Annotated in this window: 27 protein-coding genes; 12 read left to right on the top strand and 15 right to left on the bottom strand. The window is 50.1% G+C overall.

The window, feature by feature from the left end:
* Positions 1–302 precede the first annotated feature (302 nt).
* From speB to M1Q06_RS13510, 3 genes are all read right to left on the bottom strand, one after another.
* Positions 303–1,175: an agmatinase gene (gene speB, locus M1Q06_RS13500; RefSeq protein WP_434400001.1), complete on the bottom strand. Its 873-nt coding sequence runs from the start codon at positions 1,173–1,175 to the stop codon at positions 303–305.
* A gap of 1 nt (position 1,176) precedes the next feature.
* Positions 1,177–2,010 (bottom strand): spermidine synthase, encoded by an 834-nt coding sequence (gene speE, locus M1Q06_RS13505; protein ID WP_058382917.1) that lies wholly within the window; start codon positions 2,008–2,010, stop codon positions 1,177–1,179.
* A gap of 428 nt (positions 2,011–2,438) precedes the next feature.
* Positions 2,439–2,954 carry a YwhD family protein gene (locus M1Q06_RS13510; protein ID WP_434400004.1) on the bottom strand — a complete coding sequence of 172 codons (516 nt, stop codon included), beginning with the start codon at positions 2,952–2,954 and terminating at the stop codon, positions 2,439–2,441.
* A gap of 64 nt (positions 2,955–3,018) precedes the next feature.
* Between M1Q06_RS13510 and M1Q06_RS13515 the strand changes: the two genes are divergently transcribed.
* The gene (locus tag M1Q06_RS13515; RefSeq protein ID WP_058382915.1) at positions 3,019–3,204 is read left to right on the top strand and encodes a 2-hydroxymuconate tautomerase; all 186 of its coding nucleotides are present in this window, start codon (positions 3,019–3,021) and stop codon (positions 3,202–3,204) included.
* Positions 3,205–3,551: 347 nt separating this feature from the next.
* Here the strand turns inward: M1Q06_RS13515 and M1Q06_RS13520 are convergent, their stop codons facing one another.
* From M1Q06_RS13520 to M1Q06_RS13530, 3 genes are read right to left on the bottom strand one after another with little or no spacing between them, the layout of a single operon-like run.
* Positions 3,552–4,058, bottom strand: a complete 507-nt coding sequence (locus tag M1Q06_RS13520) for a YwgA family protein (RefSeq protein WP_434400006.1) — start codon at positions 4,056–4,058, stop codon at positions 3,552–3,554.
* Complete coding sequence (locus M1Q06_RS13525) at positions 4,059–5,363, bottom strand: HD domain-containing protein (RefSeq protein ID WP_434400008.1); 1,305 nt, start codon at positions 5,361–5,363, stop codon at positions 4,059–4,061.
* Positions 5,364–5,411: 48 nt separating this feature from the next.
* Complete coding sequence (locus M1Q06_RS13530; RefSeq protein WP_434400010.1) at positions 5,412–6,233, bottom strand: lipoate--protein ligase family protein; 822 nt, start codon at positions 6,231–6,233, stop codon at positions 5,412–5,414.
* A gap of 173 nt (positions 6,234–6,406) precedes the next feature.
* On the opposite strand from M1Q06_RS13530, the gene hemQ reads away from it, so the two are divergent.
* Positions 6,407–7,156: a hydrogen peroxide-dependent heme synthase gene (hemQ, locus tag M1Q06_RS13535; protein ID WP_121298416.1), complete on the top strand. Its 750-nt coding sequence runs from the start codon at positions 6,407–6,409 to the stop codon at positions 7,154–7,156.
* Between the two features lie 151 nt (positions 7,157–7,307).
* Positions 7,308–8,330, top strand: a complete 1,023-nt coding sequence (locus M1Q06_RS13540) for a beta-carotene 15,15'-monooxygenase (protein WP_434400012.1) — start codon at positions 7,308–7,310, stop codon at positions 8,328–8,330.
* A 71-nt stretch (positions 8,331–8,401) separates the two neighbouring features.
* On the opposite strand, the gene M1Q06_RS13545 is transcribed toward M1Q06_RS13540, so the two are convergent.
* The 4 genes from M1Q06_RS13545 to M1Q06_RS13560 all read right to left on the bottom strand — a co-directional run bounded on the left by M1Q06_RS13545 (position 8,402) and on the right by M1Q06_RS13560 (position 11,076).
* Positions 8,402–9,493 carry an acyltransferase gene (locus M1Q06_RS13545; protein WP_434400014.1) on the bottom strand — a complete coding sequence of 364 codons (1,092 nt, stop codon included), beginning with the start codon at positions 9,491–9,493 and terminating at the stop codon, positions 8,402–8,404.
* 187 nt (positions 9,494–9,680) lie between these two features.
* Positions 9,681–10,058: a DUF423 domain-containing protein gene (locus tag M1Q06_RS13550; protein ID WP_434400016.1), complete on the bottom strand. Its 378-nt coding sequence runs from the start codon at positions 10,056–10,058 to the stop codon at positions 9,681–9,683.
* A 20-nt stretch (positions 10,059–10,078) separates the two neighbouring features.
* Entirely contained in the window at positions 10,079–10,342 is a 264-nt protein-coding gene (locus M1Q06_RS13555) for a YwdI family protein (RefSeq protein ID WP_101191349.1), read from the bottom strand.
* 59 nt (positions 10,343–10,401) lie between these two features.
* The gene (locus M1Q06_RS13560; RefSeq protein ID WP_121298426.1) at positions 10,402–11,076 is read right to left on the bottom strand and encodes a uracil-DNA glycosylase; all 675 of its coding nucleotides are present in this window, start codon (positions 11,074–11,076) and stop codon (positions 10,402–10,404) included.
* Positions 11,077–11,206: 130 nt separating this feature from the next.
* Between M1Q06_RS13560 and M1Q06_RS13565 the strand changes: the two genes are divergently transcribed.
* Complete coding sequence (locus tag M1Q06_RS13565) at positions 11,207–11,461, top strand: hypothetical protein (protein WP_121298428.1); 255 nt, start codon at positions 11,207–11,209, stop codon at positions 11,459–11,461.
* A 60-nt stretch (positions 11,462–11,521) separates the two neighbouring features.
* The gene (gene pdxK / locus M1Q06_RS13570; protein ID WP_121298430.1) at positions 11,522–12,355 is read left to right on the top strand and encodes a pyridoxine/pyridoxal/pyridoxamine kinase; all 834 of its coding nucleotides are present in this window, start codon (positions 11,522–11,524) and stop codon (positions 12,353–12,355) included.
* Positions 12,356–12,473: 118 nt separating this feature from the next.
* Here the strand turns inward: pdxK and M1Q06_RS13575 are convergent, their stop codons facing one another.
* Positions 12,474–13,484 carry an ABC transporter permease gene (locus M1Q06_RS13575; RefSeq protein WP_434400019.1) on the bottom strand — a complete coding sequence of 337 codons (1,011 nt, stop codon included), beginning with the start codon at positions 13,482–13,484 and terminating at the stop codon, positions 12,474–12,476.
* Positions 13,485–14,348, bottom strand: a complete 864-nt coding sequence (locus tag M1Q06_RS13580) for an ABC transporter permease subunit (protein WP_434400021.1) — start codon at positions 14,346–14,348, stop codon at positions 13,485–13,487.
* Positions 14,349–14,483: 135 nt separating this feature from the next.
* On the opposite strand from M1Q06_RS13580, the gene M1Q06_RS13585 reads away from it, so the two are divergent.
* The 3 genes from M1Q06_RS13585 to M1Q06_RS13595 all read left to right on the top strand — a co-directional run bounded on the left by M1Q06_RS13585 (position 14,484) and on the right by M1Q06_RS13595 (position 17,218).
* Positions 14,484–14,834, top strand: coding sequence for a YojF family protein (locus M1Q06_RS13585; RefSeq protein ID WP_058382902.1), 351 nt, complete (start codon positions 14,484–14,486; stop codon positions 14,832–14,834).
* Positions 14,835–14,846: 12 nt separating this feature from the next.
* Entirely contained in the window at positions 14,847–15,527 is a 681-nt protein-coding gene (gene bshB2, locus M1Q06_RS13590) for a bacillithiol biosynthesis deacetylase BshB2 (protein ID WP_058382901.1), read from the top strand.
* Positions 15,528–15,865: 338 nt separating this feature from the next.
* Complete coding sequence (locus tag M1Q06_RS13595; RefSeq protein WP_404334735.1) at positions 15,866–17,218, top strand: YjiH family protein; 1,353 nt, start codon at positions 15,866–15,868, stop codon at positions 17,216–17,218.
* Between the two features lie 49 nt (positions 17,219–17,267).
* Here the strand turns inward: M1Q06_RS13595 and M1Q06_RS13600 are convergent, their stop codons facing one another.
* Entirely contained in the window at positions 17,268–18,212 is a 945-nt protein-coding gene (locus M1Q06_RS13600) for an L-threonine 3-dehydrogenase (protein ID WP_101191359.1), read from the bottom strand.
* Between the two features lie 240 nt (positions 18,213–18,452).
* Between M1Q06_RS13600 and M1Q06_RS13605 the strand changes: the two genes are divergently transcribed.
* The 3 genes from M1Q06_RS13605 to M1Q06_RS13615 are packed head-to-tail and all read left to right on the top strand — an operon-like array spanning position 18,453 to position 20,740.
* The gene (locus M1Q06_RS13605) at positions 18,453–19,271 is read left to right on the top strand and encodes an amino acid ABC transporter substrate-binding protein (protein WP_112230368.1); all 819 of its coding nucleotides are present in this window, start codon (positions 18,453–18,455) and stop codon (positions 19,269–19,271) included.
* Positions 19,258–19,959 (top strand): amino acid ABC transporter permease, encoded by a 702-nt coding sequence (locus M1Q06_RS13610; RefSeq protein WP_101191360.1) that lies wholly within the window; start codon positions 19,258–19,260, stop codon positions 19,957–19,959. Before M1Q06_RS13605 ends, M1Q06_RS13610 begins: the two co-directional genes overlap by 14 nt.
* A 31-nt stretch (positions 19,960–19,990) precedes the next feature.
* On the top strand, positions 19,991–20,740 hold the full coding sequence (locus M1Q06_RS13615; protein ID WP_434400025.1) for an amino acid ABC transporter ATP-binding protein: 750 nt from the start codon (positions 19,991–19,993) through the stop codon (positions 20,738–20,740).
* A 45-nt stretch (positions 20,741–20,785) separates the two neighbouring features.
* Here the strand turns inward: M1Q06_RS13615 and M1Q06_RS13620 are convergent, their stop codons facing one another.
* A complete protein-coding gene (locus M1Q06_RS13620; RefSeq protein WP_434400027.1) occupies positions 20,786–22,198 on the bottom strand; it encodes a YfcC family protein in 1,413 nt (470 codons plus the stop codon).
* Positions 22,195–23,319: a mandelate racemase/muconate lactonizing enzyme family protein gene (locus M1Q06_RS13625; RefSeq protein ID WP_434400029.1), complete on the bottom strand. Its 1,125-nt coding sequence runs from the start codon at positions 23,317–23,319 to the stop codon at positions 22,195–22,197. Before M1Q06_RS13625 ends, M1Q06_RS13620 begins: the two co-directional genes overlap by 4 nt.
* A gap of 149 nt (positions 23,320–23,468) precedes the next feature.
* On the opposite strand from M1Q06_RS13625, the gene M1Q06_RS13630 reads away from it, so the two are divergent.
* On the top strand, positions 23,469–24,671 hold the full coding sequence (locus M1Q06_RS13630; protein WP_434400031.1) for a M20 metallopeptidase family protein: 1,203 nt from the start codon (positions 23,469–23,471) through the stop codon (positions 24,669–24,671).
* The last annotated feature ends 77 nt before the right edge of the window (positions 24,672–24,748 follow it).

The raw sequence follows: 24,748 nt of genomic DNA on the forward strand, positions 1-24,748 counted from the left end.
GCCGCTGCGCCAGATCGTCTTACGCCTGTCGGAGCTGAACAGGCGCTTTCGCTTTTCTTATTGTCCAGCTCCAGCGGCTTGCCTCTCGGGTCGTAAGCCGACTGCCCTGTGCGGCAAAGAGCGCCGCTTCGGTCATTCGTCTTACGCCTGTCGGAGCTGAACAGGCGCTTCCGCTTTTCTTATTGTCTAGCTCCAGCGCCTAGCTCCTCGGGGCCATAAGCCACTCTGGCTGTGCGGCAAAGAGCGCCGCTGCGCCAGATCGTCTTATGCCTGTCGGAGCTGGACAGGCGCTTCCGCTTTTCTTATTTAACCCAGCCAAGAATCATTTCGCGGATGAGTTTGCTTGCCGTGTTCGCTGTTTGATCGGAATGATCGTAAACTGGCGCGAGTTCAACGAGGTCGAAGCCGACGACGTTGACGCCCGATGCTGCGATGGCATGGATCGATGCGAGCAGTTCGCGCGATGTGATGCCGCCAGCATCGACCGTCCCAGTGCCTGGCGCGTGTGCTGGATCGAGCACGTCCATATCGATCGTAATGTAGACCGGACGGCCGTCGAGTGTCGGCAGTACTTGTTTCAAGGGCTCGAGCACTTCGAATTTATACAAATGCATGCCTTGCTCTTTCGCCCATTCGAATTCTTCTTTCATTCCTGAACGGATGCCGAACGAGTAGACGTTTTTCGGGCCGATGTGATCGGCAATTTTACGGATCGGCGTTGAATGCGAATATTCTTCGCCTTCATAGTTTTCACGGAGATCGGTATGCGCATCGAAATGAATGATGGCAAGATCGTCGTAGCGGCTCGCGACTGCTTTCATGACCGGCAATGACACCAAATGCTCGCCGCCCATGCCCATTGGGATTTTCCCATCAGCCAACAACGTGTGTACATAGGTTTCGATTTCGAGAAGGGATTTTTCCGGATTGCCGAACGGCAACGGGATGTCCCCTGCATCGAAGAATTTTACGTCTTCAAGTTCGCGGTCAAGGTATGGGCTGTATTCTTCCAACCCAATCGAGACTTCGCGGATTTTATTCGGGCCGAAACGCGAGCCGGGACGGTAGCTGACGGTCCAGTCCATCGGCATGCCGTAAAGGACTGCTTTCGACTCTTCGTAATTCGGATGGCTTTTGATGAATACTTTTCCTGAATAGGTTTCGTCAAAACGCATCTTATTCACCCGTCAAATCTTTCACAAATTTCGGCAAAACGAATGCCGCGTTGTGCAATTCCGGTGTGTAATATTTTGTTTCGATATCGTGGAATCGCTCAGCTGGCACTTCAAGCGGGTTGTATTTTTTCGAACCGATCGTGAACGACCACAAACCGCTCGGGTAAGTCGGGATGTTCGCGAGGTATAATTTCGTAATCGGGAAAATCTCTCTGACATCGCTTTGCACTTGCTTGATCAAATCCGGCGTGAACCACGGATTGTCCGATTGTGCCACAAAGATGCCGTCTTCTTTCAAGGCTTTCGAAATGCCAGCGTAGAAGCCTTTCGAGAACAAATTCACTGCCGGCCCGACCGGTTCAGTGGAATCGACCATGATGACGTCGAATTCATTTTCCGATTCCGCGATGTGCATGAAGCCGTCGCCGACGATTACTTCAACGCGTGCATCTTCTAAGCCGGATGCGATCGATGGCAAGAATTTTTTCGAGTACTCGATGACTTTGCCGTCGATGTCGACGAGCGTCGCTTTTTTCACGGATGGGTGTTTCAGGATTTCACGGATGACGCCGCCGTCTCCGCCTCCAACGACCAATACGTTCTCCGGGTTCGGGTGCGTGAACAAAGGCACGTGCGCCACCATTTCGTGGTAGACAAATTCGTCTTTTTCAGAAGTCATGACCATGCCATCCAAGAACAACATATTGCCCCATTCGGCTGTTTCAGCCATTTCTAAATATTGGAAATCTGTTTGTTCTGTATGAAGCGTTTTATTGATTTTCATTGTGATGCCGAAGTTTTCAGTTTGTTTTTCGGTATACCAGAATCCTGCCATGTATAATCAAACTCCTTTATTTATCAGATTGAAATCACTTTACAAAGTATAAGTGTTTTCCGCAAAAGTGCAATACTCTTTTCCGCCACTTTTCTTTACCCGATTTGGCGTGGACTATGCATGGCGGATGCGGACGAGACCCCCTTGTAAGACTTAACAGGGATTCTGTTTTCATGCATGCAAAAAGGCTTTCTGCAAAGGGAATCGATTCCCTGCACAGAAAACCTTTTTGGCCTGATGGTCGCGGAGAAAGTGACATGAGGCATTGGGCTTGGGTTTGTCGCAATGGCTCATAGCACTTGCCCGCTATCAGGTGTCCTAGCTTTCTAGTTGAAAAGCTGTACTCTCAGTTTACTTTTTTTTCGGCTCAACTTCAACTGCCGGAAGAACCGAATTTCATCTTTCACATTTCGTTCAAAAATCCAGCCTTATTGTGACAAATCATTGTGCAATTGTTCTAAGCTGCGCTCCCACATTTCAGGGTTGTGGGTCTTCAAATACTCGGCGAGCACTTTTTTCGACGGTGCGTCCATATGGTCGACGAGGATTTTCCGCTTCATCGACTTATCCATCAAATTGACGTGGTCCGCCAAGATTTTGTAGCCACGCCGCTTCTCGCGGTTGACGACCATTTCACATGCCGTGACGCCGGCATAATAAGGGCCTGCTGGATTGAAATCGATCGTGATCCACACGAGCCAATAATCTTTTCCGCCTGCGGAATCTTCGCGGTTGGTCGTAAATTTGATGCCGCGTTCCGTCTGGCTTCTCGCGTGCATCGCGCCGATATCAAGCACCGCGTCTTGTTCTTCGACGTCGATGATGAGCGGCGAAACGTTCTCAAGAGATAAGGAACCGATGCCGTAGCCTTTATGCCCGTCTGTCGGATCGTCTTTTATAATGGTGAATCCCAATTTCTTTTTGGGCTTTTCTTCATTTGCCATTTGTACAATTCCTCCATTCTGATATGATAAGCCTAACATCCAATGAAAAGGAGCTGCATCCATTATGCCATACGTAACTGTAAAAATGCTCGAAGGCCGCACAGACGAGCAAAAACGCGCACTCGTCGAAAAGGTCACTGCCGCTGTATCCGAAACAATCGATGCCCCGCCAGAGAAGGTTTTTGTGTTCCTCGAAGATTTGAAGAAAAGCGAATATGCGGTCAACGGCAAGCTGTTGAACGACGAGTAGACAAAAACTCCCCTCGGGGAGTTTTTTTATGTGCAAATGAATGGGCTCATCTCACTGCACCTTCCGCTGTTCGACTGCGCTTCAGGGACTGCTTGAGGCTCGCAGGAAGCGAGTCATGCAGCTGATGCGACAGGACGTCGCGTTTTCAGCTGCCCGGGAATGGGGCGGGTGTTGAGCCAAGGCGGAAGAGCACCGCCTTTGTCTCGCCAGCCCGCGCGGTCCCCCAGGCGTCGGCCTCCCTTTCGCTCCGTCTCTAGTTTGAGGGATGAATAGAAATTTCATCACCATCTCAGCTACTTATGCTGAATACAAAAACAGTATAATCGACTATAGTATTGCGTGCGGTTTTACGAAAGTTTCAATTGCTCGAGTTCGTCTAGAAAGCGGTAAGCTTCTTCGATTTCAGTTTCGGTGAAGTTGAGTTTGCCTTTGACGCTATGTAGTTTGGCAATTTGTTCGCCACGCTCCAGATGGCCGAAGTATAAAAGCGTCGAGGCCAGTTCCAGAAAACGCGCGCTTTTGGCATTGAGCAAAGCGGCCGCTTCGGGATTTTTCGGGATGGAAGCGCCGACGGCATTGCGGAATTCCATACCTTCGTCCGTTACGGCGTATTTATATTGCACATAGGAACCTTTGTCTTCAAGCGCTTCTGATAAAAAGCCCATATCGCATAATTCCTCGATGCGCGCCGTCAATTCTTCCGAGTACGGCCCATAAATATGGAATTCGTATTTCTCCTTGAACGGGACATTGAGCTTTTTCATGATATAGACCATTTTCTGCAGTTTCTTTCGGCCGGTTACTCCTTCGGCCGTCGCGATAAAATCGACGATTCTTGCATGTTCTTGGAGCAACTAAATCCCTCCTTCTCTAAGCATCTCCAGGATTTGCTGCTTGATGGCTTTTTTCTTGCCGTCGATGAGCAGTTCCGCTGGAAAATACAATTTATAATCGGTTCGGCGTTTACCGGAAATGGCATCGACAATCTGCGACAGCCTTGAGAGTTCCTTAATATCGCCGTTTGGCATCAATAATTGGATTGGCAGGCGTTCCTCTTCTTCGCCCGGCCGGTAGAAATCATAAGGCAAATCGGAAGTCGAATCATCGATCAAATAATACTCAGGATCGATGCCCGCTTTCTTGAACAAAGCCGAAAGCTCACCGAGTTTTTTATAATCCGTCCCGGGATCGAAATCGACATATTGGAACAAACGGCGATTGACGAAACGGTCGCACAGGTCGGCGAGGATCGGGTCGCGCTCGTTTATCCACAACTGGAAATAAGTCATCAAGACACCTTCATCCAGTGCCAAATAATCGGCAAGCGTGAAGCTGCGGTCGAAAAAGGCGAGAAAATGGGTCGGCGGCTGCTGGAATTCGTAGCCGCTTTCGCTCAATTCTTTGGCTCGCTGCAAAATCTTCCGCAAAATGACTTCTGCGCTCCTTGCGACGGGGTGGAAATACACTTGCCAGTACATTTGGTAGCGGCTCATGATATAGTCCTCAACCGCGTGCATGCCGCTCGACTTGATGACGACTTGATCATCAAGCGGCCGCATGACGCGCAAGATGCGCTCCATATCGAAATGGCCGTAGGAAACGCCTGTGTAATAGGCATCGCGCTGCAAATAATCCATCCGGTCGGCATCAATCTGGCTAGAAATAAGCGAGACCACTTGTTTATTGGAATAGGTTTTGGCGATGACTTCCGCTACATGTCCAGGAAAATCAGGCGAGACTTTTTTCAAGATGCCGTTCACTTCGGTATCACCGGTCAAAATCGCACGCGTGAATTCCTCGTGGTCGACATTGAATACTTTCTCAAATGAATGTGAAAACGGGCCGTGCCCAAGGTCGTGAAGGAGCGCTGCGCACAATACGGTCAAACGCTCGCTTTCATCCCATTCAGGGCGGCCGTGGAACACATCATCCGAGATGCGCCGGACGATTTCATAGACGCCAAGTGAATGGTTGAAGCGGCTGTGCTCCGCGCCGTGGAAGACGAGGTAGGATGTCCCGAGTTGTTTGATGCGGCGCAGGCGCTGGAACTCTTTCGAATTGACGAGGTCCCAAATCACTTGGTCGCGTACGTGGATATACCGGTGAACCGGATCTTTGAACACTTTTTCTTCAGCTAGTTTCTGTGTCGCGTAGCTCACGGGCACTCCTCCTCGAATCGTACTGGTTATTTTACACGAAACGAACGCTCATTCAAGCGTCCGTTCGAGCATTTTTTCATTGCGTTCAAGTACCCGTTTCAAATAAAACGAATACAATTCAAATTCTTCTTCCTGGAGCGGCATCGGGGCCGGCGAGCCAAGCAGCGCATGCAAATCGAGCACCACTTCAGGAACGGTGATGTCGCGGCCGAGCAGTTCGCTGAGCGACGCCATCACCTCTGGCTGGATCTCCGGGTAACTGAACTTCGTCTCTTCTCCTTGCTTGCCCGCTTCATAGAACTCGCGGATCACTTCCGCCCGCCCTGCGCCGCTTCCTTCGATGCACAGATATACTTGCACCGCGATGCCGCGGCGGATGCGGCGCTGCGAGATGCCGGCGAATTTCTTGCCCCCGATGCTCAAGTCGTAGCTGCCCGGGCAATACGAGCCAACGATTTCGTAGGCGTCGATTTCCGCTTCCGGAAACAAGGCTTCGACGAGTTCGACCATCATATCGTAACCTTGCGGAATATCGATGGCGCCTTCTTTTTCCGACAGGACGATGGAAATGTTCAACACGCCGGAATCGAGGACAACGGCCAGGCCGCCGGAATTGCGGACGATTGCTTGGTAGCCATTGTCTTCTAAGACCGCCATCGCTTGATCGATATGAGGCAAGCGGTGGTCCTGGATTCCAAGAACGACGGTGTCATCATGCACCCAAGTCCGGACGGTCGACGGGCTTTTCTGCGAGCCGACCAGTTCACATAGCGTGTCATCCGCCGCGAACGATTCGAGCGCCGAACGTTTGCGTGCGCTCAAGGATTGATCCCAAAAGCGCCATTTTTTCTCTTCCATAAATAAAGCCATGCTGTCATTCTCCTCTTTTTGAGTTCGCTGTTTTCAGTTTACCCTTTTCAGTGGAGGCTGAAAAGGCGCTATGCCCATGTCAAATTGGTGACAGGCCCCATTCGGATAGGAACTTATATCTTTCATATGATAAACTGTGGAAGAGAGATTCACATAAAAGGAGTGTTCTACTGATGAATGAAGCAGCAATTACATTAGACGGCTGGTACGTGCTCCACGATTTCCGTTCAATGGACTGGGTCGCGTGGAAAATGCTCGACGACGAAGAGCGCCAATTCGCGATCGACGAGTTCAATACGTTCATGGAAAAAGTTAACCAAGCTGACGAAAACAAAACCGGTGCCCACGCCCTTTATTCCATCATCGGCCAAAAAGCCGACCTCATGCTCATGCTTTTGCGTGAAACGATGGATGAATTGCGCGAGCTCGAAACCGAATACAATAAATTGACCTTGATCGCCTACACAGTGCCGACGTATTCTTATGTTTCTGTCGTCGAGTTGTCGAACTACCTGTCAGGCGAAAGCAACGAAGACCCTTACCAAAACCCGCATGTCCGTTCGCGTCTGTACCCAGAGCTTCAACGCTCGCAGTACATTTGCTTCTATCCAATGGATAAGCGCCGCGAAGGCAACGACAACTGGTATATGCTGCCGATGCAAGAGCGCAAAGATTTAATGCTGTCACACGGCAAAATCGGCCGCAGCTACGCAGGCAAAGTCAAACAGATCATTTCCGGTTCTGTCGGATTCGATGATTACGAATGGGGCGTCACCTTGTTTGCAGAAGACGTTCTCCAATTCAAGAAGCTTGTTTACGAAATGCGTTTCGATGAAGTATCCGCCCGCTACGGCGAATTCGGTTCATTCTACGTCGGCACGATTCTCGACAAAGAAAAAACCGTAAAATTCCTTGAAGTATAAATTTCTCCAAAGCACCGCATCCTCTCATCAGGCTGCGGTGCTTTTTTTATTCCATGGCCTCTACCTAAGCAGACTTTCGATTTTCCGCCATACTTCCACTATCGAAACCTTCCATTTATTGGGTATATTAAAAGAAAAACGAGGTGTTTGTATGTTCGTAATGCGCCAGACAAACTATGCAAAATGGGCTTTCGCTTTCTTGCTTCTCGTACTGACCAGCAACCTCTTGATTTACCGCTCTCCTATTTCTTCCAATGTGATACCGGAAGATGCCTTTTGGCTCGTTGCCGGCTCGTTGGTTGATTTTGGTGTCGTCATCCCTTTATTGATGCTCGCTTCTTTTCGTCTAAATGCTAAACAATTGCTTACCGTTTTAGCCGCGGGGCTGATTGCTGCGCGCATCATCATCCCTGCGCTGTATTTCGAACCCTTCGCCCCCTTATTTTATATAGGGGTCGGAATTGAGGTGCTCGTATTGGCGGCAGAACTAGCCCTGCTTGGCCTATTGCTCATCCACATTCCAAAAATCCGGCGCTCCATGCGCAACCATGCCGCCAGTCCACTTTTTGCCTTATTTCCCGCAGTGCATGCGAACATCAAGCCGAATCCGCTCATTCATATCATCCTGTCTGAAGCGCTCGCGTTTTACTACGCATTTTTCACGTGGAAAAAACACCCTCCAGAAGGCCCATCAGCCATCACGCTCCATAAAAACACGAGTTCCATCGCTTTTAATATCATGCTCATTCATGCCATTATCATTGAGACCATCGGCATCCATTGGTGGCTCCACGATAAATCCGCTTTACTTTCTATTGTCCTGCTGGTCTTGAATGTCTATAGCGTCATCTATTTCATCGGCGACATCCAAGCCACCCGCTTAAATCCTTTGACTATCCGCAACGGGAACTTGAACGTTTCGTTAGGGTTGAACAAACGAATCAGCGTACCGCTCGATTCGATTGAAACGGTGCGGTGGGGCGCAAAACCAGAAACACATGCATTGGAATTCGTCGCCAAAGATTTTGAAGAGCCTGAACCCCAAGTAGTGATCGATTTTTACACTCCCCAGCAAGCGGTGCTATTTTTCGGAAAGACACGGGCAGTGTCACAAATCGCGCTAAAAGTGGACAATCCTGAAAAGTTACGGCGATTGTTAAATCCTATAAAATGACCACAAAAAAGTTGCCTGCACTGTGCTGCAAGCAACTTTTTTAGGTAATTCGCTTATCTTAAAGACATCGGTCAAGCTTCCGATAAGCCCTTGTTTCCATTATCCGTGGCCGGCTTGACCTTTTTGACAGAAGGCACCGTCAATACGACGCGGCCGAACGGCAATTTCTGGACGAGCATGATGATTCCGACCGTGATGGCCATGACCACCACATACCACACTGGAAACAATGACAGCGTCCATACGCCTTCCGGCAAATTTCGCTGCAGCATATTGATGACGAACGGGTGGATCAAATAGATCCCCATCGACATCGCACCAAGTCTTGAAGCAAGCGTATGAAGCAACGGATTTCGTGCCACTTTCTCGGAAATGGCCATGATGAACAAAATGAGAATCGGCAAATTGATGATATTGGAAACCCGGTTGGAACTTATGTATCGTCCCCATTCATATTCTACTGCCGCGAAATAGAGAATCAACAGCACCCCGATGAATAAACCAACTCGCCATTTATACGCCCATTGTTTCGCCGCTTCCCAGTTATTGGCGAGAAAACCGCCGAAGATGAAGAAGAAAATCCATTTCGGCAAAAAGGCGCGCTGCTCCATAATCATCCCGATCAGGCCGTCAAATTGCGATGGGTCCATAATCTTCATCGCGTAAATGTGAACGATAGCCGATGCAGCCAGTGCTATGATCCAAGCCGCCTTTCCTTTGATCAATTGCAGCAAAGGAAAAATCAAATAAAATTGCAGCACGATGGAAATGAAATAAAGATGGGAATACGTCTCCCCAAACGCCACTTCAAACAAAAAGCGCTTGATTCCTGCGTCCAGCGGGTTTGCCCCGAAGACCACCCACAAATAAAACAAGTAAAAGGCTGTCCAGAACAGGAAGGGAATGACGATTTTCTGCAGACGCGACGTGACGAAGCGCTGGAAGAAAAACCCTTTGTTTTTTGCTTGCAAAAATAACAGCAGACCGCTGACGATAGCGAAGATCGGTGTCCCGAAACGGCTCGCCTGGTTGAGGAATAAAATGACATCCTCCCATTCCCCGCGCTGGACATAATACAATGCGGATACATGGACGAGCACGACCATCAAGCAGCCGACTGCCCTCATGACATGTATATCAAAAATATGTGCTTGCTGTTTCATATGTATCTACACCCTTATCCGTTAATCAAACCTTATCCATTGTATGACTACCCGTAATAGGGATACAACATATTTACAAAAACTTAACGTAATCTGTTAAAATTTCCATTCTTCTGAGCAATGGAAATGTTCTTGCCAATAAAAAAAGCTGCCTGCATTTGCCATGCAGGCAGCTTCCTCCTTATCATTACAATGCCTTTGACGCCGCGATGATGACCATAATCCATCCCGCGATGAATGCGACGCCGCCGATTGGCGTGATGGCGCCAAGCACACTGATGCCCGTCAAGCTCAAGACATACAAGCTGCCCGAGAAAATCACGATTCCGGCAAGCATCAAATACCCAGCCCAGTTCAGTGAACCGAGCGGGCCGATGAGCGCGGAGCTCATCAAAATGGCGACGGCAATCAAGCCGATGGAATGGAACATTTGGTATTGCACCGCTGTCTGCCATGTATCCAAATATTTATCCGCTACGCGGCCTTCGAGCATATGCGCCCCGAAAGCGCCGAAAGCGACTGCGAGCAGTCCATTGACCGCTCCCACTATCAAGAAAAATTTCATTTGTTTCGTCCTCTTTCCATTTAAAATTCAAAAAGCGAATCGCCGTTCGCCCCTTCTTCCTGAAGCCTCGTGGCCGCGGGAACCGACTGCGGCCGGTTCACTGGGTCCGTCTGAAGCGGCATGGCGCGCGGTTTCTTTGGCGCTTGCATGCCGTCTTCGAGAAGCAGGTCGCATAAGGCTCGGATTGCGGCAAGGGATTCCCGGATCTTTTCGGGTTCGCTCCCTCGCGCGCGGGCTGTATGCTTATCGATTTCGTCTAAAATGCGTGTCGTTTCGATGCCCATGTGTCATGGCCCCTCTCGCTGTTAGTCCCATACAGTTTACCACGTGCCTGCCGGATTCGTCAGTCCAGGCAGAAATCAATCGGTTCTTCACCGCGCGATTGTAACAGCTTGTTCACTTTTGAGAACGGCTTACTGCCGAAAAATCCACGATGTGCACTGAGTGGGCTCGGATGCGGTGCTTCGATGATGTCGTGGCGTTCGGTATCGATCAGGCGTTTTTTCATCTGTGCCGGTTTGCCCCATAAAATGAAAATAACCGGCTCTTTTCGTGCCGACAATTTCCGGATGACTTCGTCCGTGAACTGCTCCCAACCTTTTTTCTGATGCGAATGCGCTTGCCCTTGCCTTACCGTCAGGACGGTGTTGAGCATGAGCACCCCTTGGTCAGACCATTTCGTCAAGGTCCCGTCCACCGGTTTCTCGCAGCCGATGTCGTCTTCTAGTTCCTTGAAGATATTGCGCAGGCTCGGCGGATGTGCGATGCCTGGCTGAACGGAAAAGCTCAAGCCGTGCGCTTGATTCGGCCCATGGTAGGGGTCTTGCCCGAGGATGACTGCTTTGACATCTTGATAAGCCGTATGTTCGAAGGCATTCCAGATATTCTCTTTTACCGGATAAATACTTTCTTTGGCATATTCGTCTTTTAAGAACTCCCTCAACTCCTTGTAATAGCTTTTGCCGAATTCTTCCCCTAAGATTTCCTGCCAGTCGTTGCTGAAAATTTGCTTGGTCATGATATCTACTCCTCCGTCAAATAACTTTTCTTTTCAATACCCGTTCTCTTTTTCTCTAGTCTTCTTCCTCTGCAAGCGCTTCAATTCGCCACCCCGCCGTGTTACGATGGAGAAAAGGGGCGGAATATACATGGCAGACTGGCGTCAAAGAATTTCTGATATTTCCAAAACGAAAGGCGACAGCGCACCCGAAAGCGCTAAACGCGCCGGCATGGGCTGTCTGATCGGCTTGATTGTTCTAGCAGCCATTTTAACATTGGTGATGGCGATTGGCTTATTCACTAGCGGCCATTGGGTCATCGGGGGCATCACGCTGTTATTTTCTCTCGCTTCCATTGCGACCGTCCTGGCATTGGCTTGGCCGCACAGGCCCAAACCGTTGTAAATGGCGCAAAATTTCTATAAAATTAGCTCAATGACTAAATAGCCTAAAGGAGATTGACTTATGACACTCAAAAAGACACTCACCATTGCAGGATCCGATACTTCCGGCGGCGCTGGCATCCAGGCCGACCTGAAGACGTTTCAGGAACACGGCACATACGGCATGAACGCTTTGACGGTCATCGTCACGATGGACCCGGACAACCATTGGAGCCATGGCATCCATCCGATCGCGCTCGATACACTAGATGCACAGTTGAAAACAGCATTCTCGACTGGAATCGACTCTTTGAAAACCGGCATGCTGCCGACTGTCGATATCATCGAAATGGCTGGCAAGGCCATCGAAGCATCCGGCATTACCGATGTTGTCATTGATCCGGTCATGGCTTGTAAAGGCGAAGATGAAGTGCTCTTCCCTGAAAACGTCGATGCGATGGTCAAATACTTGCTGCCGCACGCAAAAGTCGTAACACCGAACCTTGTGGAAGCCGGCCAATTGTCAGGACTCGGCACACTTCACACGGTCGAAGACCTGCAAAAAGCTGCGGAAAAAATCCATTCACACGGTGCAAAGTTCGTCGTGATCAAAGGCGGTAAGCAATTGAAACACGAAAAAGCAGCCGACCTTCTCTATGACGGAGAAAAGCATTACCTGTTGACGGCCGAGAAAACCGATACGACTTATAACCACGGCGCCGGCTGCACGTTCGCTGCGGCGATCACGGCCAATCTTGCCAACGGCCAATCGGTCAAAGACGCTGTCTACAACGCGAAAATCTTTGTCTCTACAGCGATTGCCCACGGCTGGAAGCTAAACGAATACGTTGGCCCTGTCATGCACGGAGCGGCGAATAAATTCCACAAAGCTGAAGTGGAAGTTGTGGAACTGTAATTCAATAAGATGTAAAAGGAGGGCGCACAGGCGCCCTCCTTTTTATATTTTCAGTTCCCACCCAGAAATGCTCCCCCCCGAAAACTCTCCCCCTTGGTGATTGTTCGGACAGGCCGCTTCAGTTGGGATAATCTTCATTGTTCAACCGGACCATTTTTTCCCGTAGCTGTTGCCGGTTCCATTCGACGAGCGGATCGTCTTGTTCGCGTTGACGGGTTTTTTTGATTTTCGGGTTTTTCGAACGCAGATAGCCTTCCATCATCAATGATACGGAGAAAATGCCCAGCCCAATAAATAGCACTGGCATTAGCGGCAGCCATGGCGCCCCTTGCAAATAGCGGAATGTTGAACCGAATAGCCCCGCCCATTCGTAAGAGATCGACATTGGCGGGTCCCCGAACAAGGGGTCATAACTGACTTTGGTGCCCCCGAGGAATAAATTCAGCAAACCGAGATGCGCGAGGATGATGAAAGTTTCCATCACTTGCTGGCCATACAGAACAGCGATTTTTTCGCGCATTTGCGGGTACAGGTGCTTGCGGATGATGCGTAAGCGCCCGGCGCCGAGTGTCTTCGCGGCGAGTATGTATTCTTTGTTCTTGAGCAATGCCGCTTCATTGCCGACGAGAATCGAGACGATTGGCACAGTCAATAGCGCCATCATCACCACTTGTATGGCAATGCGTTCCCATAAAGTGGTCGAAAACCCTTCCTCCGGCATCCATAACACCGGCGTCAGTACATAAGCTGCAAACAAAGTCAGCGGGATATAATGCATTGAATCGGCAAAACTTGAAAGCCATTTCCGGTGCTTGTCCAGATAGATTCCAAGTATGTAACCGGCCGGTACAGCGATCAGCATGCGCAAGGCAGCCACGGCCAATGCCGCCAGGATGGTGTATTTTGCGCCGAGCATCAGTTTCCCGAGCAAATCATAGCCGTACTGGTCTGTCCCGAACGGATATTGCCAGCTTGGTGAAAGAGGGGCTCCTTCCACCGCTCGGCCGTTTTCCATCACGTAATAGATTTGACGGGGCACATTTCCCCAAATCCATTCATAGACAAAACTGCCGACGAGAAAAAAGGCCAAAATGCTAAAGCCAATTACAAAATAAGGCTGTTTCCACATTTACGCCACCGCCTTTTTATGCCGGCGGGAAATGAAAAACCATTCTCCAAAGCTATACAGCAGGAACATCGGCAGGAAAAAGCTGAAGATCGCGACCAAAAATCCCATCGGATGCATATTCCCGCTCAGAAACAGCATGATACCCGGGAGATTGAACATCAATTCCAATACAAACAGGTTCGACAGCATGAACCACATCGTCTTTTTGGACTGGAAGAAGACGCTGATGATAGCGTTGCGGAACATATGGACAAGAACGATGTACACTTTTGAAAACCCGAGTGCGCGTGCCAGTTCCACATACATTTGGCGCTCTTCTTCCTGGAATGTCAGCATCGACAGGCGGTACAGTTGAATCGTCGGTAAAATGGCGAGGCACAGGACTGGAAGCCAGTAGATGCGGTCATCACCGGCCACAGCAATTTTTGAAATTAAAATGCCTGTCTGCTTGAAAAACACGATGACCAAAAGCTGCGCCAACATGATGATCAAAAGATCTGGAATTGATTCCAAAAAATAAAGTGCCATCTTCACCCGTTCACGCACCTTTTCCGCCAGCAACATGGTCACGACCGTCAATACCAGCGAAACGGCAACCGCTGCGATCAAAGCCATAAACAAAATTTCGAGCGAATACACAATATAGGCAGAAACGTTCGGAAATAATGCAATTTCCTGCCCCGCCCTGTAATTGAAGAAAGCGATCTCGCCAATCGGCCAAAGCCCTTCCAACGTTGTCCGGATGGATTCGAAATATACTTGCCATCTCCACTCGCCCAAAAGCCAGCCAGCAATCAGGATTGGCAAACTGCCGGCCAGTATGATTCCGGATATGGCCATCAAAATATTCAATAAGGCTTTCATGTTCCCCATCCTTTTTTGGAAAATTCTCTCTTTCCTCATTCTATCATTATTCTGTACGCCTTAGAGCATAGGAATCGCATTCGTCCGCTGAGTTCCTTATACTGTTAGAATACCGATTTAATTAGGAGGCACACCATGGAACTAGTAGAAGTCAACCAACTCCAAGCGGCGATCGATTCATTCGTCGGCAAGGACGTCTACCTTCACCTGGAAACGACAAATGGCAGCTACGCCAGCCATTTCAATGAAGGCTTTTTCAACGCAGGGGCATTCATCCGCAATGTCGTCATCAACTTCGAACTGGGGAAAGTTGTCGGCGACAGCCCGCACCGTGTCGGGCTGAAACTCCCGCAAGGCTGGGTATATGCGCAAGGCATCACTCATTTTGAGATCGATGAAGAAGGCCGCTTGCTGCTCGCAGGGCACGACGGAACCGGAAAATTGGCGGTGGCGCTGCAACTTAGCGAAACACCGTTCAGCTATTAAGGAGGAATTTTAATGACCATCCCGAAAGAACGACATGTACTGGTCATCTTCCCCCACCCCGACGACGAAGCGTTCGGAGTGTCGGGAACGATCACGACCCATATCCAACAAGGAACGCCCGTTACATACGCCTGTTTGACACTTGGCGAAATGGGCCGCAATCTCGGCAACCCGCCGTTTGCGACGCGTGAATCTTTGCCTGCCATCCGTAAGAAAGAACTTCTCGCCTCCGCCGAAGCGATGGGCTTGACCGATCTTCGCATGATGGGCTTACGCGACAAGACCCTAGAGTTCGAAGATGATGAAAAAATGGTGCGCATGATGGAAGAGCTTATTGAAGAAACCAATCCTTCCCTGATCATCACGTTCTATCCAGATTTCGCGGTGCACCCTGACCACGAAGCAACGGCGCGCGCCGTAGTTCGTGCCGTTCGCCGCATGGAAGACCGCCCGAAACTCCATTGTGTGGCGTTCGCTAACAATACGCTGGATGTGCTCGGTGAGCCTGATATTGTGTACGATATCAAGCCTGTACGCGAGCATAAGATGAATTCGATGAAAGCCCATATCTCGCAAACTGCGTGGATGCTCGAAGAAATGGAGCACAAGCTGCAAAACGGCGATACCGAAACCGAAAACTGGCTGACCCTTGAACGGTTCTACACTTACCGTTGGGACCAGGATTTCGAATAAGATCGTGAACCGAATCCCGCCCTGCACGTCGAAAAGACCTGTTAGGCGGGATTTTTTTAATTTTGCTAAATCAATTGTGCAGAGATTCCAGGCTGGCGAATGACACGCCAAACAGCGATGCCATTCATCTTTTTACCCAAAAATAAACAGCTGGAGATGCTCCGCCAATATTATCCATATTCGGCAATAAGATTTTCTTTCTTAAAAATACTATTATTTTCTGATGTTTTCAGATAATATAAACATTACTAATGACAGCGGTTCCAAAGGGGGAAGTGTTGTATAATTAGTATAAATCACGATTATTCATACAACAAAAAGAAAAGGGGAATACTATTTTGAAAAAGTTTTCAGTTTCTACTTGGTTATTATTCCTGATTCCGTCTTTCCTGGGGATCCTTTTGTTCCTCGTTCCGATTCCGACAGATGAAGGATGGAAAGTCACGATCGCCGTACTGGCAGATCTTATGGCCGGCCAGATCGAATCGTTCGTCCCTTGGGTAATGCTGGTCATTTTAATCATTGCTGCCCTCGGCTCTTTGGCCTTTATCGCCAAGAAAGAGAACACCTCCGATACCGTTCCATTTTTCGAGAAATTGTTCAACGTCAACCTGTTCTGGACATTGACGCGGGTTGTCGCTGCTGTTTTTGCTTTCATGATATTATTCCAAGTCGGTCCTGAGCCAGTTTGGAACGAAAATACAGGCGGCTTGCTGTTGTCAGGAAGCGGACTGCTTTCATTCCTATTCACGATCTTCCTTTTTGCCGGCCTGTTCTTGCCGCTTTTGATGAACTTCGGCCTGCTTGAGTTTTTCGGCACCATGATGGTCAAAATCATGCGCCCTCTATTCCGCCTCCCGGGCCGTTCTTCTATTGATGCGCTTGCCTCATGGGTCGGCGATGGCACGATCGGTGTCCTGCTGACGAGCAAGCAATATGAAGACAATAAATACACACAGCGCGAGGCCGCGATTATCGGAACGACCTTCTCTGTCGTCTCGATCACGTTTGCCATCGTTGTTATCGAAGAAATCGGCCTTGGCTCTTATTTCCTTCCATATTACGGTACCGTTATTCTTGCCGGATTGATCTTGGCGCTCATTATGCCGCGCATTTATCCGCTGGCACAGAAAAAAACGGAATTCATGGATGGCTCCCCGCAAGAATCGCTCTCAGAGGATGTACCGGATGGGCAAGGCTTGGCATCACACGGACTTGAAAAAGCACTCGAAAAGGCGAACCGCAACCGCTCTGTTGCTAATTTCTTCTCCGATGGCATGAAGAACGTACTCGATATGTGGATCGGGGTCGCGCCTGTCGTCATGGCGTTTGGTACCATCGCCTTGATTCTTGCGGAATACACCTCAACATTCGTCATTCTCGGCGCACCATTTGAACCTTATTTGAACCTTCTCGGCGTCCCAGAGGCTGCAGAAGCTGCACAATTGATGGTCGTCGGTTTTGCGGATATGTTCCTGCCGGCTATTCTCGGTGCAGGCATCGAGTCCGAAATGACGCGCTTTGTCGTCGCAACCATGTCTGTTACGCAATTGATCTATATGTCTGAAGTCGGGGGCTTGTTGCTCGGCTCCAAAATCCCGGTCAATATTTTCGATTTGATCATTGTCTTCCTTTTGCGCACAGTCATCGCCTTGCCGATCGTTGTCGGCGTGGCACACCTATTGTTCTAATCACGCTATAGAAAAGGCGCTTTTCCGGTTTCGGAAAAGCGCCTTTTTATTATGCTTGCTGTAATTTTTGCTTTAGTTTCTCCAGCATGTCTGCCGTCATGGCGTCCAAGTCGTACTCTGTTTTGAAGTTCCATTCGTCTTTTGCGGCACTGGCATCGATGCTATCCGGCCAGCTGGCAGCGATCGCCTGGCGCGTTGGGTCGACATCATAGCTCAATTTGAAATCCGGGATGTGCTTGCGGATCGATGCCGCAATCTCTTCAGGTTCAAAGCTCATCGCCGTGACGTTGAATGCGTTGCGGTGCACGAGCTTATCTGCATCGGCTTCCATCAAGTCGATAATCGCCTGAAGCGCATCCGGCATGTACATCATGTCCATGCGGGTGCCTTCTGCGATATAGGAAGTGTAGCTGCCTTTTTCGATTGCCTGGTAATAGATATCTACGGCATAGTCTGTCGTTCCGCCGCCTGGAGGCGCAACGTTCGAGATCAAGCCAGGGAAACGAAGGCCGCGGGTATCGACGCCGAATTTCGTGAAGTAGTAATCGCAAAGCAATTCCCCCGCTACCTTATTGACGCCGTACATCGTCGTCGGGCGTTGAAGCGTGTCTTGCGGAGTGTCGTTTTTCGGCGTTGAGGGGCCGAATGCGCCGATCGAGCTCGGCGTGAAAAATTGCATATCGAGTTCACGGGCTGCTTCAAGGGCATTGACCAATCCGCCCATATTCAAGTTCCATGCAAGCAGCGGCTTTTCTTCTGCAGTCGCAGACAATAGCGCTGCCATATGGATCATCGTATCCGCATTGAAGTCACGCGCTAAAGTCAGCATGCGTTCTGCGTCTGTCACATCCAAGATTTCGAAAGGCCCGTCTTGATTGTCGGATGGCCGGATATCGGTTGCCAATACATTTTCCGCACCATATGTGTCGCGCAATTTGCCTACTAATTCCGAGCCGATTTGCCCTAAAGCTCCTGTCACCATGATTCGTTTCATTTTTCAAGCACTCCTTTTCTATAAAACATTTGTCCGCTCTAAAAAGACATTTTTATCTTTCTAAATGCTTTCATATCAAGCTTTTCGTTAGAGTCATTATAAATTGTTCTCTTTAAAAAAACAATGGCTTTTGCTTATTTTGCTCCGCTGATTAAACCTACTATACAGGTAAGCTTTAATATGCTTAAATAGAACAACAACGCCATAAAGGCAATAATATAACGAAATGGGGAACCATCGATGAAGAAACAATGGGCATTTTTGCCGATCGGTGCAGCTGCATTATTCCTAGCAGCTTGCGGCTCTTCCGATAATGCAGACAACACAGACTCGGGCAGCAGCACAGAAGGCGAAACGGACTTGCTCGCTGAAATCCAGGAAGAAGGAACTTTGGTCATCGGCACTGAAGGAACATACCCTCCTTTCACATTCCATGATGACAGCGGAGAATTGACAGGGTTTGACGTAGAAATCGCCCGTGAAGTCGCTGAACGCCTCGGCGTCGAAGCCGAATTCCTCGAAACGCAATGGGATGCGATGTTTGCAGGTCTCGATGCAGAGCGTTTTGACATGGTCGCCAACCAAGTCGGCATTAACGAAGAACGCCAGGAAAGCTATGATTTTTCAGATCCATACATCACTTCGACGGCAGTTCTCGTCGTAGCCGAAGGCAATGAAGAAATCCAAAGCTTCGATGATTTGGAAGGCAAGCTCTCGGCACAGTCATTGACAAGCAATTACGCCGAAATGGCTACTTCTTACGGCGCAGAGCTTGAAGGCGTTGAAGGCTTTAACCAGGCAATCGAATTATTGGTATCAGGACGTGTCGATGCGACAGTCAACGACAACTTGACTGTGCTTGATTTCCAGAACCAGCGTCCGGATGCGGGCATTAAAGTCGTCGATGAATCCGGCGATGCGGCGCAAAGCGCGTTATTGTTCCGAAAAGGCAACGACACCTTCGTTGAAGCAGCAAATGAGGCACTTGCTGAAATGATCGAAGATGGCACATACGAAGAAATCTCTAATAAGTGGTTCGGCGAAAATGTACTTGAATAGTATTTTCTCAAACCCTGAACGGTTGGAGCGGCTCGGCGACATCGCCCAGTCCTCCTTCTTGCCTTTGATCGAAGCGGCTGTGCAATTCACTTTGCCGCTTTCGGTCATTTCTTTTATCCTCGGGCTATTCCTGGCCATCGTCACTGCGCTTGCCCGCATCTCCACCGTCCGGATTTTCCAATGGATTGCGCGCGTCTATGTCTCGATCATCCGGGGAACGCCGCTTCTCGTCCAATTGTTCATCCTGTTCTACGGCTTGCCGACGATCGGCGTCACCATCGACCCCTTCCCGGCTGCCGTCATCGGATTCTCATTGAACGTCGGCGCCTATGCTTCGGAAGTCATCCGTGCGGCGATTTTGTCGATTCCTAAAGGCCAATGGGAAGCAGCCGATACAATCGGCATGTCCTATTCCCAAACTTTGCGACGCGTGATTTTGCCTCAAGCATCACGCGTCTCGGTCCCACCGCTATCAAATACTTTCATCAGCCTGGTCAAGGACACATCCCTTGCCGCGTTGATCTTGGTGACGGAAATGTTCCGCGTCGCCCAGCAGATCGCTGCGACCAATTACGAATTCCTGCTTCTTTACGGGCAAGCGGCATTGATCTACTGGATCATTTGCTTCTCGCTGTCACTCGTCCAAGGACGATTGGAAAACCGCTTTGACCGTTATGTTTCCCGTTAAATCCAGATCGATCCATAGATAGGAGTTTATTATGATTTCAATTAAAAATTTGCATAAAAGCTTCGGCGAGCTGGAAGTGCTGAAAGGCATCGACCTCGACGTCGAAAAAGGGCAGACCATTGTCGTCATCGGCCCTTCCGGTTCAGGGAAGACCACATTTCTTCGCTGCCTCAACATCCTTGAGAAGCCGAGCGCCGGTACTGTTGAAATCGGCGGGCTTGTCGCTGATTTCTCGAAGCCGATGTCCAAAAAGCAGATCACGGCATTCCGTAAGCAATCGGCGATGGTGTTCCAGCATTACAACCTGTTTCCTCATATGACCGTGCTCGACAATATCATGGAAGGGCCCGTAACCGTCCAGAAAAAAGGGAAAGCACAGGCGAAAGAAAAAGCCTTGGCGCTGCTCGAGAAAGTCGGATTGTCGGACAAAGCCGATTCCTACCCGTACCAGCTGTCAGGCGGACAGCAGCAGCGCGTCGGCATCGCCCGCGCGCTGGCACTCGAACCGAAAGTCATGCTGTTCGATGAGCCAACTTCCGCACTTGACCCGGAACTCGTCGGAGAAGTGCTGCAAGTCATGAAAGACTTGGCGCAAGAAGGCATGACAATGGTCGTCGTCACCCATGAAATGCGTTTTGCAAAAGGCGCCGCTGATGAAGTATTGTTCATGGACAGCGGACGGATTGTTGAACGCGGCACACCGGACGAGGTGTTCAATCGCCCACAAGAAGAACGCACGAAACGCTTCTTGAATTTAATTCAAGACACGGATACCATTTAAACAAAGAAAATCCCCAGTGCACTTGGCACTGGGGATTTTTTGTATTCAGGATACGCCGATCATGACGGCGATGACGAGTGCGACGAGCGCAATCACCAGCCAACCGACGACCAGTTTCCAAACGAATTTCACCCATTTTTCATAAGGGATTCCGGCAACCGCCAAATAACCCATTAAAGCTGCGGATGTCGGGATGATGGAGTTCGTGATTCCGTCCCCGTATTGATACGCAAGCACCGCCACTTGGCGTTCGATGGACAATAGATCCGACAGCGGCGTCATGATTGGCATCGTCGTCGCCGCCTGCCCGCTTCCGGAAGGAATGAAGAAGTTGATGACGACTTGCGTGAAGAACATGCCGATGACCGTCAAAGCATTCGGCAAGCCGCTGATGACGCTTGATAAGCCGTGGATCATCGTGTCCATGATGACTCCTTGCTCCATGATGACCAGGATCGCACGGGCAAACCCGACGATCAACGCACCGAAGACGACCAATTTCATGCCGTCGACAAAGGCATCGAACATGCGGTTGACGCCTAAGTTTCCGACAAGCCCTGCCGCAAAGCCAATGATGACAAACGAAGCGGCGAGTTCAGTCAAATACCAGCCCCATTCAAAGACGCCATAGACATTGATGCCAAGGCCGACTGCAAGGAATACGAACACCATGCCGTGGCGCCAGTTGAACGCACCGAGCGCTTCTGCCTGGTCTTTTGTCGATGATTTCTGTGCGCGTTTCTCAATTTCATAGATGACGCTTTGCGTCGGGTCTTTTTTCACTTTCGCCGCATAGCGCATGACGTACCAGATTGCGAAGCCGAGGAAGAAGATATATGCCCCGAAGCGGAAGCCGATCCCAGAGAAGATCTGCAATTCCGCGATGCCTTGTGCAATCCCGACGGTGAACGGATTGAGCATGCCGCCGATAAAACCGGATGCCGCACCGAGCGATACCATCGCAGTTCCCGTCATGGCATCAAAGCCAATCGCCCGTGCAACTGCAATGCCGATCGGCACGAAGATGATGACTTCTTCGGCCATCCCAATTGTGGCACCTAATACCGAAAACAGGATCATGATGATCGGGATGAGCCATTTTTCACGCTTCTCGAGCCGATCGACTACTTTGGCGATTCCGGATTCGATCGCCCCAGTCGCACGGATGATGCCAAATGCGCCGCCGACCAGGAAGATGTAGAAGATGATGCTTGAAGCTTCAGACATCCCTGTGGGAATCGCTTTGAACAATTCAAAGAATCCAACCGGGCTTTGTTCCACCTCCGCGAAGGAATTGTCGATGACGACAGTGCGCCCATCCACTTCCTCCCGCTCGTATTGCCCTGCTGGAATCAAGTACGAAGCGACCATCGCCGCGATCATGATCAAAAATAAAATCGCATATGTATGCGGGATCTTGCCTCCGCTTTTTTTAAGCTTTCCGGGTTTTGCCGTCATGCAAGATCGCCTCCCACCGCGCAAGATGTGACCGTCAATTTCTTCAGCTTCTCCGGATCGACTTCAATCCCGAGACCCGGCTTGCCGCTCAAGAGCACATGCGGATGCTCGTATTTCAAGTCGCCGATTTCTTCGCTGAATAATAGCGGCCCTGTCAATTCCGTGCTTTCGATATTGATCCGTGACATCGCCGCGTGATAACCTGCACTTGATGCAACCGACGATTCCACCATCGAACCGATCTGGCACAGCATGCCTGCAGCTTCTGCGGTTTTCGCCATTTGCACCGCATGGAAAATCCCGCCGCATTTCATCAATTTGATATTGATGACGTCCGCAGCATCGAGACGGATGATCTCGAGTAAATCTTCCATCGATTGCACCGTTTCGTCCGCCATGATCGGTACGGCTGTTTTCTGCCGCACTTCCGCCAAGCCGCGGATGTCGCCCATGCGGATCGGCTGTTCGACCCAGCTGAGCCCCGCTGTTTCCAGCTGGCGAATGGCCGACACGGCGGTCCCGACCGATTTCCACCCTTGGTTGACATCCACACGGATCGGCACAGAATCACCGACTTCCTTGCGCACCGCCAGGATCCGTTCCACATCCAGCTGGGCATTATCCGCACCGACCTTCAATTTCAACGACCCGTAGCCCGCTTCTACCGCTTGTTTCGCTTTTTTCGCCATGATTTCAGGCGCCTCGATGCTCAAGACGCGCGGATAGGATAGATGCTCTTTCGACTGCCCGCCGAGCAGATTGTAGACGGGCTGTCCCGACGCTTTCCCCATCAAGTCGTAGCAAGCGATGTCGACCGCGGCTTTCGCTGCCGGGTTACCTGCCAAAATCCCTTTCATCTTATGATGGATCGCTTCAATATCGAATGGGTTCATGCCGATCACGGCCGGCAGGAACAATTCCTTCAGCACTTCGTAGCTCGCCGTGAAATATTCGCCTGTCACATGCTCATCCGGCACCGCTTCCCCATAGCCGACCAAGCCGTTATCCGTTTCCAGTTCAAGGATCAGAGACGGCATGTCCGGGTAGGTCGCATAGGAAATGATGAATGGTTCATGCAAAGGAAAGCGCACTGCATGCAATCGTGCTTGAGTGATTTTCATAATGAAGCCCCCATTTATAAGTAGTATTGTATGATTATACTACAAAAACTTTTGAAATAGCGTAATAATTTTGATGCTTCCGGAAATACGGCGTATAATGGCGTCAGTGTGTTTGTAAAATTTATTCAGGATAAAGGAGTTTATTGTTGATGAGCTTATTAAAACAAACCGATACATTGATCGATTCCCTACAAGAGGAAATGGTGGGCATCCGCCGCCATCTCCATATGCACCCGGAACTATCCCACCAGGAAGTGGAAACGCCTGCTTATATTGCAGACCGCCTCGAGGAAATGGGCGTCGAAGTGCGCCGCGGTGTTGGCGGGCGAGGTGTCGTCGGGACGATCCGGGGCGGCAAACCCGGCAAGACGATCGCGTTCCGCGCCGACTTCGATGCACTTCCGATCGACGACCAAAAAGAGGTTTCTTATAAATCGACGATTCCAGGCATCATGCACGCCTGTGGACATGACGGCCACACCGCCGGCCTTCTCGGCTTTGCGAAGGCGATGATGGCGATCAAGGACGAACTCCCTGGAACGATTGTGCTGATCCACCAATTCGGCGAAGAACTGTCCCCAGGCGGTGCACGCGCGATGATCGAAGACGGCTGCCTCGACGGCGTCGACCTCGTATTCGGCGCGCATCTTCAAAGCAAGATGGAGTCAGGAAAAGTCTATCTCCGAGATGGCTACCTGCAAGCTTCTGAAGACGCCATCAAGATCAATGTCTACGGCTCCGGAACCCATGGCGCCGAACCGCATACCGGCATCGATCCGATCCTTGCCGCGAGCCATATCATGGTCGCCTTGCAATCGATCGTCAGCCGAAATGCCGACCCGCTGAAAGAACTTGTCGTGTCGATCGGCAAATTCCATGCCGGTGATGCCGATAATGTCATCCCAAGCAAAGCCGTCATGGAAGGCACGATCCGCGTGTTCGATCCGGAACTGCGCAAGCTCGCCAGCGAACGCGTCCGCTCAGTCGCTGAAAACGTCGCCGCTGCCATGGGCGCACGAGCTGAAGTGATTGTCGAGACGGGCTACGATTCGCTCTGGAACCACCCGGAAGCAGCGGAAATTGTCCGCACTTCCGCTCGCCCTGTCGTCGGTGAAGACAATGTCATCGACATCGACCCGATCATGCCGGTCGAGGATTTTGCGTATTACACGCAAGTGAAACCAGGCGCCTACTTCTTTGTCGGCGCGAAAATGGCAGACGAAACGCTCGTCTATCCACACCATCACGAAAATTTCGATTTCAATGAAGACGCGATGAACACGGCGGCAAAAGTCTTCGCATCCATCTATTTCAATGCCCAGCAAGCAGACACTGATTCTGCAGAATCATAAAGCATATCTCCCTTCAGCTGATCAGCTGAAGGGGGATTTTTTCTTGCCTTAGAAATCGGGCCACAAGCTTTACCCGT

This window comes from Planococcus sp. 11815, assembly GCF_051096385.1.
In the GTDB taxonomy this organism is placed as follows: domain Bacteria; phylum Bacillota; class Bacilli; order Bacillales_A; family Planococcaceae; genus Planococcus; species Planococcus citreus.

Excerpts from the sequence above, each read along its gene's own strand:
- M1Q06_RS13575 (WP_434400019.1), bottom strand. The coding sequence starts at position 13,484 with ATGTGGAAACAGCCTTATTTTGTAATTGGCTTTAGCATTTTGGCCTTT.
- M1Q06_RS13580 (WP_434400021.1), bottom strand. The coding sequence starts at position 14,348 with ATGAAAGCCTTATTGAATATTTTGATGGCCATATCCGGAATCATACTG.
- M1Q06_RS13605 (WP_112230368.1), top strand. The coding sequence starts at position 18,453 with ATGAAGAAACAATGGGCATTTTTGCCGATCGGTGCAGCTGCATTATTC.
- M1Q06_RS13565 (WP_121298428.1), top strand. The coding sequence starts at position 11,207 with ATGGCAGACTGGCGTCAAAGAATTTCTGATATTTCCAAAACGAAAGGC.
- M1Q06_RS13560 (WP_121298426.1), bottom strand. The coding sequence starts at position 11,076 with ATGACCAAGCAAATTTTCAGCAACGACTGGCAGGAAATCTTAGGGGAA.
- M1Q06_RS13625 (WP_434400029.1), bottom strand. The coding sequence starts at position 23,319 with ATGAAAATCACTCAAGCACGATTGCATGCAGTGCGCTTTCCTTTGCAT.
- speB (WP_434400001.1), bottom strand. The coding sequence starts at position 1,175 with ATGCGTTTTGACGAAACCTATTCAGGAAAAGTATTCATCAAAAGCCAT.
- M1Q06_RS13600 (WP_101191359.1), bottom strand. The coding sequence starts at position 18,212 with ATGAAACGAATCATGGTGACAGGAGCTTTAGGGCAAATCGGCTCGGAA.
- M1Q06_RS13510 (WP_434400004.1), bottom strand. The coding sequence starts at position 2,954 with ATGGCAAATGAAGAAAAGCCCAAAAAGAAATTGGGATTCACCATTATA.
- M1Q06_RS13530 (WP_434400010.1), bottom strand. The coding sequence starts at position 6,233 with ATGGCTTTATTTATGGAAGAGAAAAAATGGCGCTTTTGGGATCAATCC.
- M1Q06_RS13615 (WP_434400025.1), top strand. The coding sequence starts at position 19,991 with ATGATTTCAATTAAAAATTTGCATAAAAGCTTCGGCGAGCTGGAAGTG.
- pdxK (WP_121298430.1), top strand. The coding sequence starts at position 11,522 with ATGACACTCAAAAAGACACTCACCATTGCAGGATCCGATACTTCCGGC.
- M1Q06_RS13630 (WP_434400031.1), top strand. The coding sequence starts at position 23,469 with ATGAGCTTATTAAAACAAACCGATACATTGATCGATTCCCTACAAGAG.
- M1Q06_RS13585 (WP_058382902.1), top strand. The coding sequence starts at position 14,484 with ATGGAACTAGTAGAAGTCAACCAACTCCAAGCGGCGATCGATTCATTC.
- M1Q06_RS13610 (WP_101191360.1), top strand. The coding sequence starts at position 19,258 with ATGTACTTGAATAGTATTTTCTCAAACCCTGAACGGTTGGAGCGGCTC.
- M1Q06_RS13540 (WP_434400012.1), top strand. The coding sequence starts at position 7,308 with ATGTTCGTAATGCGCCAGACAAACTATGCAAAATGGGCTTTCGCTTTC.
- bshB2 (WP_058382901.1), top strand. The coding sequence starts at position 14,847 with ATGACCATCCCGAAAGAACGACATGTACTGGTCATCTTCCCCCACCCC.
- M1Q06_RS13515 (WP_058382915.1), top strand. The coding sequence starts at position 3,019 with ATGCCATACGTAACTGTAAAAATGCTCGAAGGCCGCACAGACGAGCAA.
- M1Q06_RS13550 (WP_434400016.1), bottom strand. The coding sequence starts at position 10,058 with ATGAAATTTTTCTTGATAGTGGGAGCGGTCAATGGACTGCTCGCAGTC.
- speE (WP_058382917.1), bottom strand. The coding sequence starts at position 2,010 with ATGGCAGGATTCTGGTATACCGAAAAACAAACTGAAAACTTCGGCATC.
- M1Q06_RS13620 (WP_434400027.1), bottom strand. The coding sequence starts at position 22,198 with ATGACGGCAAAACCCGGAAAGCTTAAAAAAAGCGGAGGCAAGATCCCG.
- M1Q06_RS13545 (WP_434400014.1), bottom strand. The coding sequence starts at position 9,493 with ATGAAACAGCAAGCACATATTTTTGATATACATGTCATGAGGGCAGTC.
- M1Q06_RS13555 (WP_101191349.1), bottom strand. The coding sequence starts at position 10,342 with ATGGGCATCGAAACGACACGCATTTTAGACGAAATCGATAAGCATACA.
- hemQ (WP_121298416.1), top strand. The coding sequence starts at position 6,407 with ATGAATGAAGCAGCAATTACATTAGACGGCTGGTACGTGCTCCACGAT.